Below are 17,762 nucleotides of genomic sequence, written 5' to 3'. Positions count from 1 at the left end.
TATTGATTAAAATAAATCTTACTAAGATCGTTGCTTTTGAGAGGTAAACAGTTATTGGTTAGCGAGGTTGCTTTCATACAGAATAGAGAGAGATGCTAATGAAAATCTCATGCTCTCATGGGTAAATTCAGGAGATTACGATGTTTAACTTAATTATGGCCGGAGAACCTACCGTTTTTGACCGCTGGCAATGTATGGATCCGGACATCACGGAGGGCAAGGACAGCTTTTCGATATCCAGAATGCTGGAAGGTACACCTAGCGAAATATTCAGCAGATTAATACCAATAAGACCTAATACCTTATCAGCATTGGCTAGTCTTCCGGTGCTATTTATGACCGAAGTCTACACGAAAGACGATGAGGATGATATCAATAAATATATCAGGATCCGTCAGGGAATAATAAGTGATCTGCATAAGTCCGGAGAAGATATTCTTTTTTCATTTAAAATTAATCACGATTTTGGTGAAATATCGAGGCCTAATGCGAAATTATATAAAGATGTGCTTGAGCTCGGCTCTTTTGGATTAAATCGCACTCACTGGGCTGTAAAGGACAAGGATCTGAATGAAGTTCTTAATAAGCTCGGATTGGAAAGGGTTAAGAAAAGCGGGAAAGGTAAGGTTACACTCAGCAAAAAAAAATATCCGGTCGTTACTGACGTAAGATCGTATCTGGACTTCATCGATAAAAATAAAAATCCTGGGGTTGAGAAATTCTACAGAGGCCATTCAAAAAACATCTATGAATTAGTTCCTTCACTTTTCAGAAAACATGAAAACGGAACCTACAAACATCTTTTTTCTGAATCTATTATGGTTCGCGAGATGCTAACTGCTAGGCCAAATGAATTCAAAGATGACATTTTTACGATTGATAAACTTGTCCGGATGCAGCATTTCGGATTGCCAACAAGATTACTAGATATTACATCTAACCCATTGATAGCATTATATTTTGCTTGTTGTGAGAATTCAGAGGAAAATGGCCATGTTATCTCTTTTTCAACAGAAAGGAATAATATAAAGTTTTACGACTCTGATACGGTTAGCTGTATGTCCAATCTATCACTCATACCTTATGAACAATTGAAATTGTTATCTGTAATCGACGGTAAAAACGATTCTTTGGAAGTGGAAGGTTTAAAAGATAAACTTACTGAGCTTGTGCAGAACGAGAAAACATACTTTAGAAATAGAATAAAAATTGAGGATTTGAATAAAATAGTATTTTTGAAAGCAAAGGTGAACAATGAGCGAATTCAATTTCAGTCGGGGGCTTTTCTTTTATTTGGTCTGGATTCTGTTCTTCCTGAAACTACGGAAGACTTTCCACTCGACAGAGTTGATATCGCCAATAAGAGTGAAATTCTTGAAGAGCTCGCTCAGCTTAATATATCAGAAAGCACCGTATACCCAAGCATGGAGAAAACGGCGTCGGAGATAGCTAAAAAGTATTTATCCATATCCTAAGGGAACGATAGCATGGCGAAAAAAACAACAGTTGTGCATACATATACTGGTCCGGGTCATCGAGGACGGTTTCAGGCTCAGGGCCTGAAACTTGAAGAGTCGGAGTCTTGGGCTGTCCCTATCCCTCCTTCTACCGAAGAAGGGGAGGCAATGCTGCTGAAATTAGAATCAAAACTTGTGGGCCGGGATGCTAAGCTACGTAAAGACGCATTTGATGAAGCAAAAAGGTTTATCCATAAATCTTACAATGCAGGCGGGATAAATGCTGAAAGGAAGAAATCCTTTCTGGTCAGGAGCACGCGCAGAGAAAGGGTCGATGTGGAGATCTTAAATGGTGTAGCCTTTAAAGTAGTGAGGAATATATGAATAGTGAACTCAATGAATCAATTATACTGCTGGAAGATACATTCGCGGCACACAACTTCTGGAGGGACAAAATTCATGAGTTATATTCTAATCGTGAAACGGGAATGGAGTTTGAGAGGGAAATAGTTGATTTATGCCCTCCGTTTGAACATATCTTTAGGAAAAATGAATTTTTACTGCAACGTCAGCATAAATTATTTGATTTCAAGACAAGATGGGATAGTAATGATTGTAATCCTATCTTTTATGGCTACGTTCCTAAAACCTACAGGGCTATTCGTATAATTCAAGCCCCGCCACAGGACACGACTAATCAGTTAAGCGCTTGGGTCGAGAAAAGTTTTACAAATTTCTCTGAGGATATAAGAGCTTTTAATGCCACAGGTTCCTATGAATTAGTTATCTACATTGAGATGAATAGTCTCACTTTTCGCTATGCAATGATCCTTATTTACTTCTGGATATCACGTCGTGCAGTGAAGCCTCATCACGAGGAGATGCTTATTGAAAGCATATACAACGCAAAGATACGTGGTGATAACTCATTGGACTAAGAACCTAATGAGCACTCACTCTACATAAATCGATCCAGAGACCACGAGATTCATTAAATGAATAGCTCTGGAGAGTATATGTCTTACAATTTAATCTAAGATTTACAATAAGTTTTGGTCTGCTAGTGGCACATAATGCCCGGTCCGCTACTGAGGTAAATTGAAGACTAGTCGCGATGAGCCCTCAACAATGAGGGCCACCTCGGAGATTGTCAGGCTGATTGCGCCAATTGCCGATGCAGGACCTGGAGACTAGTTCCCGCCCCTGCCCATGCAGCAGCCGAGCCGACCACATACAGGTTTTGCTTGGCGCGTGAGACGGCTACATTGATTATGTTTGGCGGGCTTGCCGCCCACTGACGCGCCCTTTGCTGACTCGCTTTCGGAGCACCCAGTAACAGGATGACCGTATCCGCTTCTCGGCCCTGGAACGTGTGGATCGTGCCTACACGATCACGGCACCACTCATCCAACTTTACGCCGAACGCCCGCAGCAGATCTGTTTCACTGTCGAGACGCCGACGCATGTTCTGCTCTACGATCTTGAATGGTGTAATGATAAATACGTCCGGATTTGTAATGCCCGATGCTGCCAGCTCTTTGAGCATTCGTACAACCGCTTCGCCCTCGTCGGGGCACCACTTCGTCTCAGCATCGCCATTGATATCCACCCAGTGAGATCTCCCCAAAGCCGAGCCTATAGATCCAGGTTTTTTAGGCCCGACAGCATGGACCATCTGCCCGGCATAGGCGATGGAGTTAGAAACATCGAACATTGGGTTCTGGCAACGCCTGTGAACGAGCAGTGGCAGTCCGACTTCTCGATCACCTACATCCATGACGAAGGTGGATTTGAAGCGCGATGCCTGATCAGCAAGGGTCTGCGTAGATGCGGCGGGGGCAGACCATTCGACTTGGTCAATGTCGAAGAACTTGCAGATTTCGGCGTTCAGCTTTTCAGGAAGTGAAACTACAGGTGGGATTTGCAACGGGTCACCTACCACGATGGAGCGCTTTGCCCGCATGATAGCTCCAACTGCTGCCTGAGGAACGGCTTGGCCCGCTTCATCTACCAGAAGCCAGCCAATGCTCTCTGGTGGCAGATCCCCGAACATCGTCCGAACAGAGGCGAATGTCGTGGACACGGTCGGCACAACCATGAAAAGGCTCGACCAAAGGTCGGGGAGAAGTTCACGGTGAGCGGAAGACTGGAAGGTACCAGCTACCATGCCCGACATCAATAGCCCAAGATTGTGTTGCAAGCGGCTGGCCGAAGCATCGATGAACGTTTTATGCACAGTCAGGGCAGCGGCGAAAAGATCCTCCCGCAGGCGATGAATCTCATCGGGAAGCCATGGCGCAGTCAGGTGGATAGCCTCGTGCTCACGCTCGAAGAATCTCTCATCAACGACCCTGTCTCCCATGCGGTTTCGTGCCTCTGCCTCGGTTGCCTTCAATTTCGAGACAGCCTGACATTTGCTGGAAATTTCCTGGTCGAGTTGCTGTAACTGGGTCTCAGTATTGCTCCACTCAGTCCTTGCAAGCTCCAGGGCACCGTCTGTCTCCTGCGCCTTTAAGACTGATTGCTGCAAGGTCGCAGAGAGCTTCTGAAGTGTCGATCTCCACGATTTCCAGGCCACAGTAGCGAACAAACGGGAGAAGAAACCTGGACGGCCAGCAAGATGGCTGTCGAGCAAGATCTTGTCCTGCTCGATCTGAGATTTTGCCTTCTCATGCTCCCGTTGGCAGGATTCAGCAATCTGGTGTGCCTCTTCGACGGCTTCATTCAGACTCGGACGACGCTGCTCCACCCTTTGAAGTTCGGAGGTCGCTCCTTTGAGCGCCTGGATATTCCGTCGCATCTCTTCGATGCTGGCGATTTCGGCGTCTACCGTCTCCTTGAGTTTAAGGAAAACGGCTCGCGCTTTCCGCCAGGACGCTAAAGCATCCGCTTCGTTGGTGCTGGGCCGCTCATTAACGACCACGCTGGGCATCACGCGATCAATGATTGCGCCAGTTTGTTCGTCCTTGATCTCACGCATGACATTTAAGCCGCGAGCTGCTTTCAGGTAGGTAAGGAAACCGCCGTCCTCATTCCACCAGAAACCTTGCTGGAACGCGCCTCGGTTGCTGCCCTTGCCGAGTGCAGCGGCGATCAGCCCCCAAGTTTCGATAGGATCGGAGGGGGCGTCGCCCTCGGCTTCGAAGTAGCCGGCACGTTTGGGGTTCGCAATCAGGTCGCTGATGGATCGGAAGTAGGCGAACTGTTCATGGCGACCATTGGCTTCCTTGAGAGGGAGCTCTTTACTGACGTTTTCGACCGCTTTGTTATTAGATGACGCTACGACAATCTCATGACCCTTCAAGGATGCATGTAGCTTGTAGAAGTGCAGGAATGCATTGGAACCGAATGCCAGCTTCTCGCCTGTTGTGGAAAAGGCATCCTGCGGTTTGTTGAAGCCGGACATCGCCGTGGCTCGATCAAGAATGCATCCAACGACAATATCCCGGAGAAGAGTGGTCTTTCCGGTTCCCGGAGGCCCATTAACGCCGATGATACCTGGAGCATCATTCAGCTCAGCACGCGCCGCATTCACGGCAGCCTGTTGAAGCAGTACCAATGGATGGCCGTCTTTCGAAGGCCAACGAGCCTGCGGCATGAGCGACGGTGCGACAAATGGCTCGACTGCGGAAATGGGTGACAGCACGTCGATTTTCTGGTCAGGCCTTCCAATTCCCATGTAGCGCAGCAAACCGGTTCCGGCTTTGCCCATCTCGAGCAATTTGGTTGCTTCACCGAGATCTTCAAGATAGAAGGAATTCAGTAATGAAGGTTCAGGCGGTGCCTTGGCCTTGAAATGATGAAACACTTTAATCGCGAATGTGGGTGGCTCAACCAAGTGCTCGGGTACGCTGAACTGCGATACAAGCCATTTATAAGCGTTATGAACAACATTCAGATCGATCGGTATGGGGTCTCCATCTTCGTTGTGGCGGCGAACCATTCGATCCAGATGCTCGATAATGCGTGGCTCAACATTCGGCCAATTCCCTAAGCTCCCAAGCTTCAGATCGAGAGCCGGCTTGAGTGCCCAGGCAAAACTGGAAACGGCGACACCTTTGCCCTCAAGCACATAGCCTTCTTTGTCGATCAGGATCGAGCCGATGGCCGCTTTCTTACCGTCCGGGCGTGAACGCTCCTCATCCTCGCCAAAAACTTTGACCAGCTCGTCCGTCGCCTTGTCGAGAGCGATGGAGCCGAGGACGACCTCGAAATAAAGCTTATAACTGGGCTTACTGCGGGCATTTGGTCCCCATGGAACACCTCGCTCCAATAGAGCAACCCTGGAGCGGTCGCCGGTTGCCATATCCTCTGGGCGTTTATAACCTTGAGGCGATAGTGCTTCGAGGGCTGTCCATGCTGCCAGTATTGCTCGCGCATCATTTGCTTTATCTGACGGAGAGAAAGACGGCAGTGGACCTAGATCGATTTGGCCTTTGTCGAATTGCTGTCGCATGGCAGTGTCTGGGATAGCCTTCGGTTGCAGTTGCTCTACAGTTGCAGGTGCATTGTGGGGCATTGCTTGAGAAAATTGTATGGACGCCGAATCGAGATTACATGTTGATGGGCTGGAAGCCGACATGGCGACCTCGCTGCGGTCGCTAATTGCAGTTAGAGATTGCTCGATTTTAGACGTCAGAGTCCGCGCCCTGGCAGTGTTGCGAAAGGTCAGCTCGCTCAACAGCTGTTCAAGTTCACTAACATTGTTGCGGGACTGTTCGAAGATTGCTTCCAGATCGAAGATTGATTTTTGCGCATACTGCCGTGTCTTCATTTATTTCTGCGGCTCCTTATCTCTTCAGTTAAGAGATATTATGCTAATTAGCTTGATCTCTAAAACTATTAACTTCCGCTCCTGGCGCAGTCCAGATCTTGGTGGGATGCTTAATTGGCTGCTTACGTGCGAAGACGCACTTTGTGCAAATCAATATAATGCAGGTTTGTTGGTATGACTTGATAGTTGAGAGTTAGCCAAAGGCTATTACCCGTGAGCTTGAGGCACAGTAATAAGTTTACGACATCTGGATAGATTTTTATTCTCGGGTCTATAAGCACATTGACTTCGTCCCTGCACATTAATGATATGCGACATATTGCCCAGGCCCTCTATATTCTTTGATCTCTTGTTAGCAAGTAGATTTCCTTTGACCCTGACCCCGAATATGCTCCAGTCATAATCAGGAATAACCGGCTTGGTGACCCTGACCCCAATGCCGTGCCATTTTACCTGTCACTGGGAGCAGAAAAAATTGGTGAAAAAGAATCGGCTCTTATTCCCGGACGATTTTTCCCTATCATTCTGCTGCCTGTTTCATAGATTTGGGCCACTCTCACGCTACCTGTCTTAAGCTTTGCCTCTCCGTATCAACAGCTGTTGTGGGCATCACACTGGCCATTCGCATCGTCCAGGCACCCCACACCTTCGGCTGACTTAACCTGCGGCAGCTGAATACACAGTACGGCACAGGGAAGGATTTCACCGCATCGCCAGTCAGGTGGTATCGGGCAACTCAACGTTTTTGGCAAGTATTCGACTGTTGCGCCGGGGCGAATAGCCCATCACACGCTTAAAAGCTGTACCGAATGAGGCTTCTGAACTGTAGCCGACCGATTGAGCGATCCTGGTGACGGAACTCCCTTCACGGCGTAACTCGCGCTCAGCGTGCCGCATTCGCCATTCAGTCAGATAAGTGAGTGGCGGAACTCCCGCTATGGCTCGAAAATGCGTGGTGAAGCTGGTCCGTGACATACCTGAAGCACGCGCCATATCTGTCAGCGTCCACGGATAGGTCAGATCGCCATGCACCAATGCCAATGCCGGGGCTAACCGTGAATCACAGGCTGCCCGAAGCCAGCCTGGCTGGTCACACTGGTCGACTGAAAGATGGCGTCGCAAGATTTGGATTAGAAGGAGATGCGCGAGGCTTGAGCATGCCATTTCCGCACCAGGAGCGCGGTCGGCGGCTTCTTCGACCAGATCAGCGACCAATCCACCGAGGCGACTTGTGCCACTTTCGGAGCCGGGGAGATGCAGGAAGTCGGGCAGGCTCTCGACCATCAGGCGCCCACCGCCATGACTGGTGTCAAGGTGGCCGCCAAGAAACAGGAAGTCATTGCCCTGACCGACCGGAATGATGGTCGAATCTCTTTTGGCGAAGATGTCGCTCGAAAACTGGGGTACCAACGCCAGGTCGCTCGCTACGGTGAAACCGACGTTGCGGGCCAACAGGAAAACGTCCCCTTCAGCTAGCCGTAAGGGCGTTTCGGTTCCATCGAGAGCCAACAGGCACGAACCACGGCCCATCACAAAAAACTTAATCTTACCGGGGGGTGGAAAACGGACAGACCAATCACCGCCGCCGATAAAGCCGCCTGCATAAATTGTCTGAGCCTCGATAAGCTCCAGCGTTCGGGATAACGGATCGCGTGGCATTCTTTGTACTTTTGCAAAAGAAAAATGCATTTTAGCGCATTTAAAGTCCATGACTATCGGTACAAACTGCAAATCTCGACAATAAACCAGGAGATTTTCTGTATGACGACTTCGCAAAGACCCATTGGATCAGGCTTCACTGCCTACAGCACATCACTTGACGTCATCCGGGGTATTGATTTGACTGGAAAACTGGCCATCGTCACTGGGGGCTATGCCGGGCTGGGGCTTGAGACTGCACGAACGCTCGCTTCGGCTGGTGCTCGGGTGATAGTGCCGGCCCGCGATGTGGATCGTGCGCGTCAGGCAATTGCCGAAGTCGGCGGCGGAATCGATGTCAGGCCGATGGATTTGACCGATCCGACTTCAATCGATGCCTTTGCTCGCGACATCGTGCAATCCGGGCTGCCGCTGCACATCCTGATCAACAACGCCGGTATCATGGCAACACCAGAGCTAGCCCGGGACAGCCGTGGCAATGAGATGCAGCTCTCGACCAACCACCTCGGCCATTTTCAGTTGACCCTGCGGCTTTGGCCCGCGTTGATTCGTGCGCACGGTGCCCGCGTCATTTCGGTTTCTTCTCGGGGGCATCGCCGGTCGGACATCAACTGGGATGACGTCAATTTCGAGCGCGGCGCCTATGACGCATGGAACGCCTACGGCCAGTCGAAGACCGCTAACGTATTATTTGCCGTAGAACTTGACCGGAGGGGCCGCGACTACGGTATCCGTGCGTTTTCGCTGCATCCAGGCGGTATCGTGACAGGCCTGGCGAAACATATGACGATCGAGCTGTTGAAAAACAGAGGCAATATCGATGTCAATGGCGAGCCGGTGATTGATCCCGATCGTGACATGAAATCTATCCCGCAAGGCGCTGCGACCCATGTATGGTGCGCGGTCAGCCCCCAGCTTGAGGGCATTGGCGGCGTCTATTGCGCAAATTCGGACATTAGTGGAATCCTCGAAAGCACGGCGTCCTTTTCACCCGGACAACCGACAGAAAGCTACACCGATGTAGAGCCGTATGCCATTGATCCGGCTGCAGCCAGACGTTTGTGGGCAATCAGCGAAAGCATTTTGAAGACAACGCTTCCAGAGTGAGCCTGTCAGACCTGATCCCCATGACTTAACCCCCCAATGTGAGTGATGTCTTCATAAGCCACATGAAGACATCCCCATAAAAAAGCATTTTACTGACTACCAGCACGTGGCCAGTCAGAAGCAAACCTCGGCCGGAACGCCGGCGGCATGGTAAATAGACCCGTTCCGGGGCTATGGGACTTTAGTCCCAGCGTCTATAATCCGGGCAGAGATTTGTGCCGCGAATGCCGTGGCTAATCGTCCGTTGAGATAGCATAAAACCTTGCGGCATCCGGACTCCCGGTGCCGCGAGCGACCTACATTCACAAAGGGTAATATGAAACAAATTACTTTCAGCGATCTACAAAAACAAAGCGAGCAGGCTGCAAACTCCCCTCGCTTACGTGCCAATCGTAATCTCCATCCTGAATTGAGCGATCCTGTTCAGCGCCTGGCTATTGCTATGGAACCGGGTACTTATGTTCGCCCTCACCGCCATCCGCACACGTTCGAGCTGCTGACACCCCTTAGCGGGCGCTTTTTGGTATTGCATTTTGATGAGAATGGCAACGTGACCCAGCGCGCTGTGTTAGGTGAAGACTGCAAGGTGCTGGAGACGGATGCCGGGACCTGGCATGCGGTGTTATCACTGGATAAAGGTGGGGTTATTTTTGAGGTAAAACAGGGGGCGTACCAGCCTGTAGCTGAGCAAGATATGGCCCCATGGGCACCCACCGAAAATGAGCCGGGAGCGGCTGAGCTGATGAAATGGTATGCCGTAGCGCAAGTGGGTGACGGCGGTTTTTCCCTGTAATATTCCCGGACTCTCTCGATCTCTTTCCTGACCTCACGAAATAAACGTAAAGCCGTCTACAACGGCTTTAGCCCGTTACTTTGGTGTTTGCGGTGTGTGTGGCCCTGTTGCTCAGGGTGGGGGCAGGGAACGTCATCGAGTTTATTGATAAAAAAATTGATAACCAGAGTACCCGGTGGGTCGGTAATGACGGGTAAGATCTCTGCGAACTGGATTTAATGGGCGCCTGAAATATGAACGATATGGATTACTTTGACCCTGACTCGTCCGGGGCGCCGATCGATGTGCTGTTTCTCACCGCACCAGATTTAGCATTCGACGTGCCGTTGCATTCTCACCGGCGCGGCCAGCTGGTTATGCCGGTGACCGGGTCAATGACCTGCGAAGTGGAGGATGAAATATGGATGGTGCCCAGCGAGTCTGCCATGTGGATCCCCACCGGTCTGCCGCACAGGAATACCCCGGCTGCTTCAGCCACGTTCTGCTTCGTGTTTATTGAAACGTCGCGGGCCGCCATGCCGGAAAAAAGCTGCACGCTCGCGGTCAGTCCCCTGATACGGGAAATGATCCTTCATTTAGCCAGGATATCACCGGCAGAGGCGGGGCAGGAGCAGACGTGTCAGCTGGTTAATCTGCTGTTTTCCATGATGGCGCAAATGCCTGCCGAGCGGCTGAACTTTCCGCTGTCCAAAGACGCCAGGCTCAGGCAAGTGGCGAGCATGCTGCTGGCCGACCCCGCCGACAGAAGACCCGCCAGGGAATGGGCCGCTTTTCTTGCCCTGAGTGAAAGAACGTTCACCCGGCTGGTGGTGAAAGAAACCGGGCTGACATTTGGCCTGTGGCGGCGGCAGCTGCATATCGTTGTGTCGCTTCAGCGTTTGCTGGCGGGGGGCAGCGTGCAGTCCGTCTCAGAGCAGCTGGGCTATGAATCCGTGAGCGCGTTTATCACCATGTTCAAAAAGGCGCTGGGGAAGTCTCCGAAGCGCTATATCGGCCAGGCTTGACGACAGCCCTCTGGTTTCATTTGACCGTTTTTAGCAATTATTAGTCAGTTGTTCTAAATTTTTACGACGCCTGAGTCAGTACACTGAGGGAATTAATCCGGCAACATTAAAGGCATGTCCGTGTACCCTGGCACAACAATTGATGAATTACGGCAAGGTGAAGTCAAAGAATTATTCTCGGTCAGGACCGGGATTGATAAGCACCCGACGAACAGTGTTCAGGTCACCCTGACCGGTTTTAGCGGCGACAAACAGGCCGAAACCTTCCATGGTGGGGAAGAGAGGGCAATTCTGCACTATGACTCTGCGCATTATGCTTCTCTGGCCAGCCGATTCCCTGGCTCCGGTTCGTTGTTTGTTCCGGGCGGATTTGGTGAAAATCTGGTCACCAGCGGAATGAATGAAAGCAATATGTGCGTCGGGGATATTGTTCGGGCCGGGACGGCAATCCTCCAGGTCACTCAGCCAAGGCAGCCCTGCTTTAAACTTAATCACCGCTTTAAACAACCTACGCTCTCCCTATTTGTGCAGGATAACGGTAAAACAGGCTGGTTTTACCGCGTCCTGAAAGAAGGGACGATTCATGCCGGCGATCCCATCGAGGTGATCGTGCGTGCCTGGCCGCAGTGGAGCATCGCGCAAATACTGCACTACCTCTATACCGAAACTGACAACCAGGCGGTAACCGGGCAGCTGGCGAAGCTGGAGCCGCTGGGAAACGAAGTCAAAAGCATCTTTCAGCGCCGCCTTGAAAACAATGACGTTGAGGATTGGGGGGGAAGGCTGTCGGGCCGCAGCGGCGGGCTTGAAATGCGCATCATCAACATTGTGGATGAGTTTAAAGGGATTAAGCGTTTTATTCTGAGCCGCGTTGACGATGGGGCTTTACCTGAATATTCGGCGGGGGCGCATATTATTCTCCAGCTCCCCAACGGCCTGTCGAGAGCCTATTCCCTGTGTGAATCATGGGCTGAAAACGAATACCATATTGCGGTCAATCACGCCCCGAATAGCCGCGGCGGCTCTCAGTATTTACATCAAACCGCCAGGCCAGGGGATATTTTAACGGTCTCTGAGCCCGCGAACTATTTCAGCATGGCCCGGGATAAACATCATATTTTTATTGCCGCCGGGATCGGTATCACGCCATTTATTCCGATGATAGAGGAAGCCCTGGTCCTGGAAGAAACCTTTGAGCTTCACTATTGCGTGAGTGACGTGGGCAGCTTTGCCTTCAGGCCACAGCTGGAAAAATATGTAGAACATGTTCTGATTTACTCGCTCGATAACCCGCTGGACATCAACCAGCTGCTGGACACACACGCGAGAGGGACGCACGTTTATACCTGTGGAAGCCCCGCTTTTGTGCAGCGAGTAAGAGAGAGTGCCAGCCACTGGCATGCTGACTATGTCCATTTTGAAAACTTCGCCGCCGAAGAGCAAAGCGGGGAGAGCGCTTTTGTCGTCACCATCAGAGAAACGGGGCAAAAAATTCAGGTGGAGCCGCAGGAAACTATGCTCCATGCGCTCAGAGGTCACGGCATTCAGCTGGAATCTGCCTGTGAAACCGGCGTCTGCGGCAAGTGCAGGGTAGATTATGACGGCGAAGTCGATCACCGGGATTCGGTGTTAAGCCAAAGCGAGCGAAAAAGCTGTATGACACCCTGTGTTTCCAGGGCGAAGCAGGCTGAACTGATTATCTCGTTGCCCGGGGCGAATCGTTAGCCCGTCCTCCTGAATACACGCTGTCTTACGACTGTAAGACAGTGTTGGAAGAGATATAAATATCAGCGGGCGCTTGTTTAAAGCTTTGTGCGCGCTGTGTCTGACTGTGGAATTAAAGGCGAGCATATTATCGCCGAGGCGTCAGGTAGGGTGCCATCGGAGATCTGGCTTAGCCGCTATTACGACGAAATGGGCAACCTTATCGATCGACAGAAATTAATGCGTTCGCACAGCCTATAAGACAACCAGAGGCATAGCGTTTAATTCGACCGCTATACCTCAGCTATACATTAAATTTTCGGGCCTTCCAGGTGGCATTGGTACGCGGTGCCGCGGTGTTCGGCCACAAACCAGTCAACCGCGCCGCCTGTAAGGCGGTTGATTTCCACATTGGAAACCAGGCCCCAGGTTTTTTGGTCCCGTGAACCTTCGATTTTATAGGCGATCTCTTTGTCATTGACGACCGGCTGCACTACCCGGAACCAGGTATCGTCGCGGCCCTGCGGTTCACCGCCGATGTCCACGGGTCATCCACTACGTTGTCTGGTCGTTGCCTACGCAGGTGCTACCTTTATCTGCCTGCATATTGAAACACAGCTGGTCGTTATCCAGATAAGGCGCGGGCCAAATCTCCGAGGAGGTCGTTGAGCTCTATCATAAAGCCCGCTAAAACGGGCTTTAATCGCACTTTAAGCTCTGGTATCCAAACCCATTGCTCTTGCAAATCTAAACGTGGTTCTCAGGGTAAGCGCCAGTTTATCCGCATAGTGGCTTGTGTTTCCGCTGCCTTGCTGGCGGCATTGCCGTACATCTTGTCTTTATCATCATTTATATCCATTGTTACCAGGAAGCAGCGCTTCACTGCAAAGCTGCCATAAGCACCCCTGGTGAGGCCGCTCCGGTAGTGGGCGGTATTAACCTGAACGGCTCTGCGGCAATCAATAAATACAGCAGTTTGCTTATTTATTCATGATATATGCATATGTTGGGCGATATATTAATTATCAGCCTGACAATAAACGAAATAACCAGGACAGAGAAACTTATTCCTGCCCGCCCAAAAATGCGAATTATGGAGGTGTTTTTACAAGCTGAATGACATTGTTAAGTATAGCGATTATTGAATGCCACGAAAAACTAACGCATCTAATTCCTCGCGGAGCACCGGCTTCGAAATATAATACCCTTGAAATAAACTGACGCCCATTTGCTTTAGCATAAGGAACTTTTGTGGGTTATCGACACCTTCCGCCACGCACTGGCTACCAGTCACGCTCGCATAATAGATTAAGCCATCAATGAGGTGTTTATCATCGAGATTACTCGTAAAGTTTTCAACGATATAGCGGTCCAGCTTATAGCTATTAAATTTTAGCTGCCTGACTGGAAACGTGACGCTATTTTTAGCGAAGCAATCATCCAGCGCAAGCTTTATGCCCAACCCGGCAAGCTGATTTAATACCGTTACCGTTTTAGACTCATAGCTTAAATCCACATTTTCGTTAATGTCCAGCACCAGGCGGCTTATCCAGGTCGGATCAAGCAGCTGAGCTTTGGCCGTCTCGACTATTTTAAACAGGGCTGCACTCTCAGTGAGAACCCGTGGAATATTGACAGAAAATTCCAATTTCCCCGTATAGTTATTTATATTCACCACGGCTTCTCTGATGATGTAGGCCGTGAGCATGATCCATGTTTCTCGCGTCCTGATCTCATGGAAAAAGTCTTTCGGCAACAATACGTTGCCGTTAGTGTACCAGCGGCAAAATATCTCAAAGCCCGCTATCTGCATCTCGCCGTCTACAATGGGCTGGAAAACGGGGAAGATCAGGCCATGCTGAAGGGCATGGGTAATTTTTCTCTCCTCGCTGCTGAGCATTCTGGTCGTTAATCCCCTGGGCTTCGACTGGCGCTGTGCTTTGCGATGCCGGCCCGGCAACAGTCTGGACATCATCGGGTGGATGGCCGCCAGCTTTTTTAACCCACTTGAACGCAGGTTATAGAGCGTTTTAGTACTGAAGCTTTTTATTGCCGCGGTATCTTCATGGCCGGACGGGCTAAAAAGCTCCAGCAGCGTATTGACCTCATGGATAGTGAGGCCTTCGTGGCGCAGACCGCCGTTGCGTTCTTCCTGTCTGGCAAGCGAGACAAGCGTGGGAATGTTTTTAAGGTCTTTATGCAGCGTATTTCTGAGTTTAACCACGCTGGTAAAAATGCTGACTACTCTGATGGTACTGAGATTCGATTTTCGCGGCATCACATTTTTAAAATAACTAAACAGCCAGGAAGACGACAGCCCACTTATGATCAGGATATTTATCTTATGGTGATGCATTTGTAATAGCGATATCAGGCTCTTCAGCGTCATCAGCATCTGAAAAGGATCTTCGGGAATAAAAACAATTAGATAGTTAAAATCATCGCTTTCATTATTTTTAGAAATAAGTCGGCTGTTTTTCTCGGGGCTAATCAGTTTTGTATTCATTCCCTTTTCATGAAGCAACTCAGAAAGACCCGTTGCGGAAAAATGACAGGCAGAAAGTATATGATAAACAAACTCAACGTGGGAATGTTGAGGTGGCACAGGCAATAACGGTGAGGTTATATTCATATCAATTGTCCATTAGTCATTATTTTCTATACCCGATGCAATAGGTTTTATTGCGTGGTATATCCTCGCCAGAGGTTTTTTTGATATGTGAAAGCCCGGCCGGCGCAGCATGAAAGATGTCTGCGTCAGGTATTACTTTTTAAATGTGCAAACTAAGATTTGCGGCTTATGCCAGATTAACGCTGCATATTAAGTTCCTTTTAATAAATTCTGGAAGGTCATTCGTCTGTAATATTAATGATAAATTCAATGCAATGAATGTTTTATAATTATTTTAAGCGAAATTATCCCTGTTGTTTTTTATGTGTAGTCTGTTTTTTGAATTTTTAGTCAACGTTCCTGTTTCTTCTCTAGTTTCTTTACAACGTGTGGAATGTCAATAGAAATTAATTTCAAAAGCGCTATTGAGAATAAACTTAGGGAAAAATCCTAATAGGATGAAATATAAAAAACATTTAAAATCAATGCAATGTGATGATATTGATGTTTTGTTAAATATAATTTCAAAGACGAGTCAGGATACTTTATTAATATTTCACCCCGGCTCCCACCAATATTGAGAGGGTAGTTCTCTTAGGGGCGAGCTTATGTGAATAGGCGATCGTTTCGTGAAGCTGAAACATAGGTCTTATGGAAGGCATAGCGACTGCCGGTTCTGATTCGTTTTAGTGAAATTGTTTAAAGGAATAAATTATGAAAATCAAAAATCTGGCTCTCGTTGCACTGTCAGCCCTCTCTTTGAGCTCGGGTGCGGCTTATGCCGTGACGGTTAACGGTGGCACCGTTCATTTCAAAGGTGAAATTGTTAACGCAGCCTGTGCCGTTGATGCGGGGTCGGTGGACCAGACTGTTCAACTGGGCCAGGTTCGTTCTGCCCGACTGGCTGCGGCAGGTAGCACCAGTTCTGCAGTAGGTTTCAACATCCAACTGAACGATTGCGATACCACTGTTTCCACCAAAGCCTCCGTTGCGTTCTCTGGCGTAGCCGTCACCGGCAAGCCCGACACGCTGGCAATTCAGGGCCCTGCGGCGGGCGGTGCGACTAATGTGGGGATTCAAATTCTCGACAACACCAGCACACCGCTGGCACTGGATGGGGCAACCTTCAGCGCTAAAACCACGCTGAACGATGGCACCAATATTATTCCTCTGCAGGCCCGTTACATCGCGCTGGGTGCGGCTACGGCCGGTACCGCTAACGCGGACGCGACCTTTAAAGTTCAGTACGAGTAATCAGTCAGTCATACAGGGAAATCACTCGGGGCCAGGGACGGCCCGTCATCTACTACGGATTTGAAGGTGATAATGATGAGAGGAATCAAGCTGATTCTATTGAGCGTTCTCCTGCCATCCCTGGCGCTGGCCGGTAACCGAACGCATGTGATGCTGCCGGGCGGCAATATGCGCTTCCAGGGCACGATCGTTGCCGAATCCTGCCGCGTGGAAGCGGGCGACCGCCAAATGACGGTCGAAATGGGCAGGATCAGCAGCAATCGCTTCCACGCGCCAGGCGAAGACAGCGACCCGGTGCCTTTCGCGCTCCACCTTCAGGACTGTAATACCAATGTTAGCCGGCACGTTGGCGTGGCGTTTATGGGCGTGGCCGACGGTAAAAATCCGGCGGTACTTTCGGTGGGCGAGGGACCGGGCATAGCTGAAGGCGTGGGCGTTGCCCTTTTTGATGCCGAGGAGCGCCAAATCCCATTGAATGCCCCTGCAAAGGCCTGGACCCGGATATACGCCGGGCCAAACACTCTCCATTTTATCGCTAAATATCGCGCTACCGGGCATCAGGTTACCGGGGGACTGGCGAACGCTCAGGCCTGGTTTGCTTTGACCTATTTATAGCCTGGCCCATGGTGTAGTGGACACAAACAACAACGACAAGGACAAAGGTGCGAGCGTGACAAAAAGCTTACTAAGAGGTCGCGGTTTACTGGCGGCGATGATGATAGCTGCGGCAATGGGCTTTATGGCTCGTGCAGAGGCGGGGGTAGCGTTAGGGGCGACTCGCGTTATTTATCCTGAAGGGCAAAAGCAGGTTCAGCTGGCGGTAACCAGCAACGATGAAAAAAGTACTTACCTTATTCAGTCGTGGGTAGAAAACGCTAATGGCGATAAAGACAGCCGGTTCGTGATTACCCCGCCGCTGTTTGCCATCAAAGGGAAGAAAGAAACCACGTTACGCATTTTAGATGCGACCAATAATCAGCTGCCGAAGGATCGGGAGAGCCTGTTCTGGCTGAACGTGAAAGCCATTCCATCCATGGAAAAATCAAAGCTGAATGAGAACACGCTCCAGCTGGCGATCATCAGCCGAATTAAACTTTATTACCGCCCGGATAACCTGGCACTGGCCCCGGAAAAAGCGGCAGAAAAGCTGACCTTTAGCCGCAGCAACGGCCAGCTGACAGTAAACAATCCCACCCCGTATTACCTGACGGTCACGGATATAAATGCCGGCACCCGCGTGCTGGACAATGCGCTTGTCCCACCGATGGGAAAAACCTCCGTGAAGCTACCGGCCGATGCCGGGACCAACATCACTTACCAGACCATTAACGACTACGGGGCGCTAACGCCACGGATGCAGGGCGTTATGCAGTAATTCAGGACAGGCCGTCCTGCGTTA

The 17,762-nt window shown here is 50.0% G+C and carries 15 protein-coding genes; 11 read left to right on the top strand and 4 right to left on the bottom strand.

The features are described from left to right. Window positions 1-140 precede the first annotated feature (140 nt). The 3 genes from F3J28_RS12640 to F3J28_RS12630 are packed head-to-tail and all read left to right on the top strand — an operon-like array spanning window position 141 to window position 2,395. Window positions 141-1,475 carry an FRG domain-containing protein gene (locus tag F3J28_RS12640; RefSeq protein ID WP_166876378.1) on the top strand — a complete coding sequence of 445 codons (1,335 nt, stop codon included), beginning with the start codon at window positions 141-143 and terminating at the stop codon, window positions 1,473-1,475. 12 nt (window positions 1,476-1,487) lie between these two features. Further along, window positions 1,488-1,841, top strand: coding sequence for a hypothetical protein (locus F3J28_RS12635; RefSeq protein WP_166876376.1), 354 nt, complete (start codon window positions 1,488-1,490; stop codon window positions 1,839-1,841). Next, the gene (locus F3J28_RS12630) at window positions 1,838-2,395 is read left to right on the top strand and encodes a hypothetical protein (RefSeq protein WP_166876374.1); all 558 of its coding nucleotides are present in this window, start codon (window positions 1,838-1,840) and stop codon (window positions 2,393-2,395) included. The genes F3J28_RS12635 and F3J28_RS12630 overlap by 4 nt, the downstream gene beginning before the upstream one ends. A gap of 212 nt (window positions 2,396-2,607) precedes the next feature. Here the strand turns inward: F3J28_RS12630 and F3J28_RS12625 are convergent, their stop codons facing one another. Further along, entirely contained in the window at window positions 2,608-6,231 is a 3,624-nt protein-coding gene (locus F3J28_RS12625; protein ID WP_166876371.1) for a DEAD/DEAH box helicase, read from the bottom strand. Between the two features lie 717 nt (window positions 6,232-6,948). Then, window positions 6,949-7,920 (bottom strand): AraC family transcriptional regulator, encoded by a 972-nt coding sequence (locus F3J28_RS12620; RefSeq protein ID WP_166876369.1) that lies wholly within the window; start codon window positions 7,918-7,920, stop codon window positions 6,949-6,951. Window positions 7,921-7,992: 72 nt separating this feature from the next. Here F3J28_RS12620 and F3J28_RS12615 point away from each other — a divergent pair, with 72 nt between their 5' ends. The 5 genes from F3J28_RS12615 to F3J28_RS12595 all read left to right on the top strand — a co-directional run bounded on the left by F3J28_RS12615 (window position 7,993) and on the right by F3J28_RS12595 (window position 12,759). Continuing rightward, entirely contained in the window at window positions 7,993-8,997 is a 1,005-nt protein-coding gene (locus tag F3J28_RS12615) for an oxidoreductase (RefSeq protein ID WP_166876366.1), read from the top strand. 316 nt (window positions 8,998-9,313) lie between these two features. Further along, the gene (locus tag F3J28_RS12610; RefSeq protein WP_166876364.1) at window positions 9,314-9,790 is read left to right on the top strand and encodes a WbuC family cupin fold metalloprotein; all 477 of its coding nucleotides are present in this window, start codon (window positions 9,314-9,316) and stop codon (window positions 9,788-9,790) included. Between the two features lie 233 nt (window positions 9,791-10,023). Then, the gene (locus F3J28_RS12605; RefSeq protein ID WP_166876361.1) at window positions 10,024-10,794 is read left to right on the top strand and encodes an AraC family transcriptional regulator; all 771 of its coding nucleotides are present in this window, start codon (window positions 10,024-10,026) and stop codon (window positions 10,792-10,794) included. A 114-nt stretch (window positions 10,795-10,908) separates the two neighbouring features. After that, window positions 10,909-12,519, top strand: coding sequence for an MOSC domain-containing protein (locus F3J28_RS12600; RefSeq protein WP_166876358.1), 1,611 nt, complete (start codon window positions 10,909-10,911; stop codon window positions 12,517-12,519). Between the two features lie 87 nt (window positions 12,520-12,606). Continuing rightward, window positions 12,607-12,759 carry a helix-turn-helix domain-containing protein gene (locus tag F3J28_RS12595; protein WP_166876355.1) on the top strand — a complete coding sequence of 51 codons (153 nt, stop codon included), beginning with the start codon at window positions 12,607-12,609 and terminating at the stop codon, window positions 12,757-12,759. A 50-nt stretch (window positions 12,760-12,809) separates the two neighbouring features. Here F3J28_RS12595 and F3J28_RS12590 read toward each other — a convergent pair whose 3' ends face one another. Together F3J28_RS12590 and F3J28_RS12585 are read right to left on the bottom strand one after the other, a co-directional pair. Beyond that, window positions 12,810-13,043: a hypothetical protein gene (locus F3J28_RS12590; RefSeq protein ID WP_166876352.1), complete on the bottom strand. Its 234-nt coding sequence runs from the start codon at window positions 13,041-13,043 to the stop codon at window positions 12,810-12,812. A gap of 593 nt (window positions 13,044-13,636) precedes the next feature. Continuing rightward, window positions 13,637-15,130: an EAL domain-containing protein gene (locus F3J28_RS12585; RefSeq protein WP_166876349.1), complete on the bottom strand. Its 1,494-nt coding sequence runs from the start codon at window positions 15,128-15,130 to the stop codon at window positions 13,637-13,639. 693 nt (window positions 15,131-15,823) lie between these two features. Here F3J28_RS12585 and fimA point away from each other — a divergent pair. The 3 genes from fimA (at window position 15,824) to F3J28_RS12570 (ending at window position 17,738) form a co-directional block, all read left to right on the top strand. After that, a complete protein-coding gene (gene fimA / locus F3J28_RS12580; protein WP_166876346.1) occupies window positions 15,824-16,363 on the top strand; it encodes a type 1 fimbrial major subunit FimA in 540 nt (179 codons plus the stop codon). A gap of 75 nt (window positions 16,364-16,438) precedes the next feature. Then, window positions 16,439-16,978 (top strand): type 1 fimbrial minor subunit FimI, encoded by a 540-nt coding sequence (gene fimI, locus F3J28_RS12575; RefSeq protein WP_166876652.1) that lies wholly within the window; start codon window positions 16,439-16,441, stop codon window positions 16,976-16,978. A gap of 55 nt (window positions 16,979-17,033) precedes the next feature. Further along, the gene (locus F3J28_RS12570; protein ID WP_502706559.1) at window positions 17,034-17,738 is read left to right on the top strand and encodes a fimbria/pilus periplasmic chaperone; all 705 of its coding nucleotides are present in this window, start codon (window positions 17,034-17,036) and stop codon (window positions 17,736-17,738) included. Window positions 17,739-17,762: the final 24 nt, after the last annotated feature.

Origin of the sequence: Enterobacter sp. Ap-1006 (genome assembly GCF_011752835.1) — a bacterium.
GTDB lineage: Bacteria > Pseudomonadota > Gammaproteobacteria > Enterobacterales > Enterobacteriaceae > Cedecea.
Note: the sequence above shows the minus strand (reverse complement) of the source record. Positions and strands in the feature narration are given on the sequence as shown.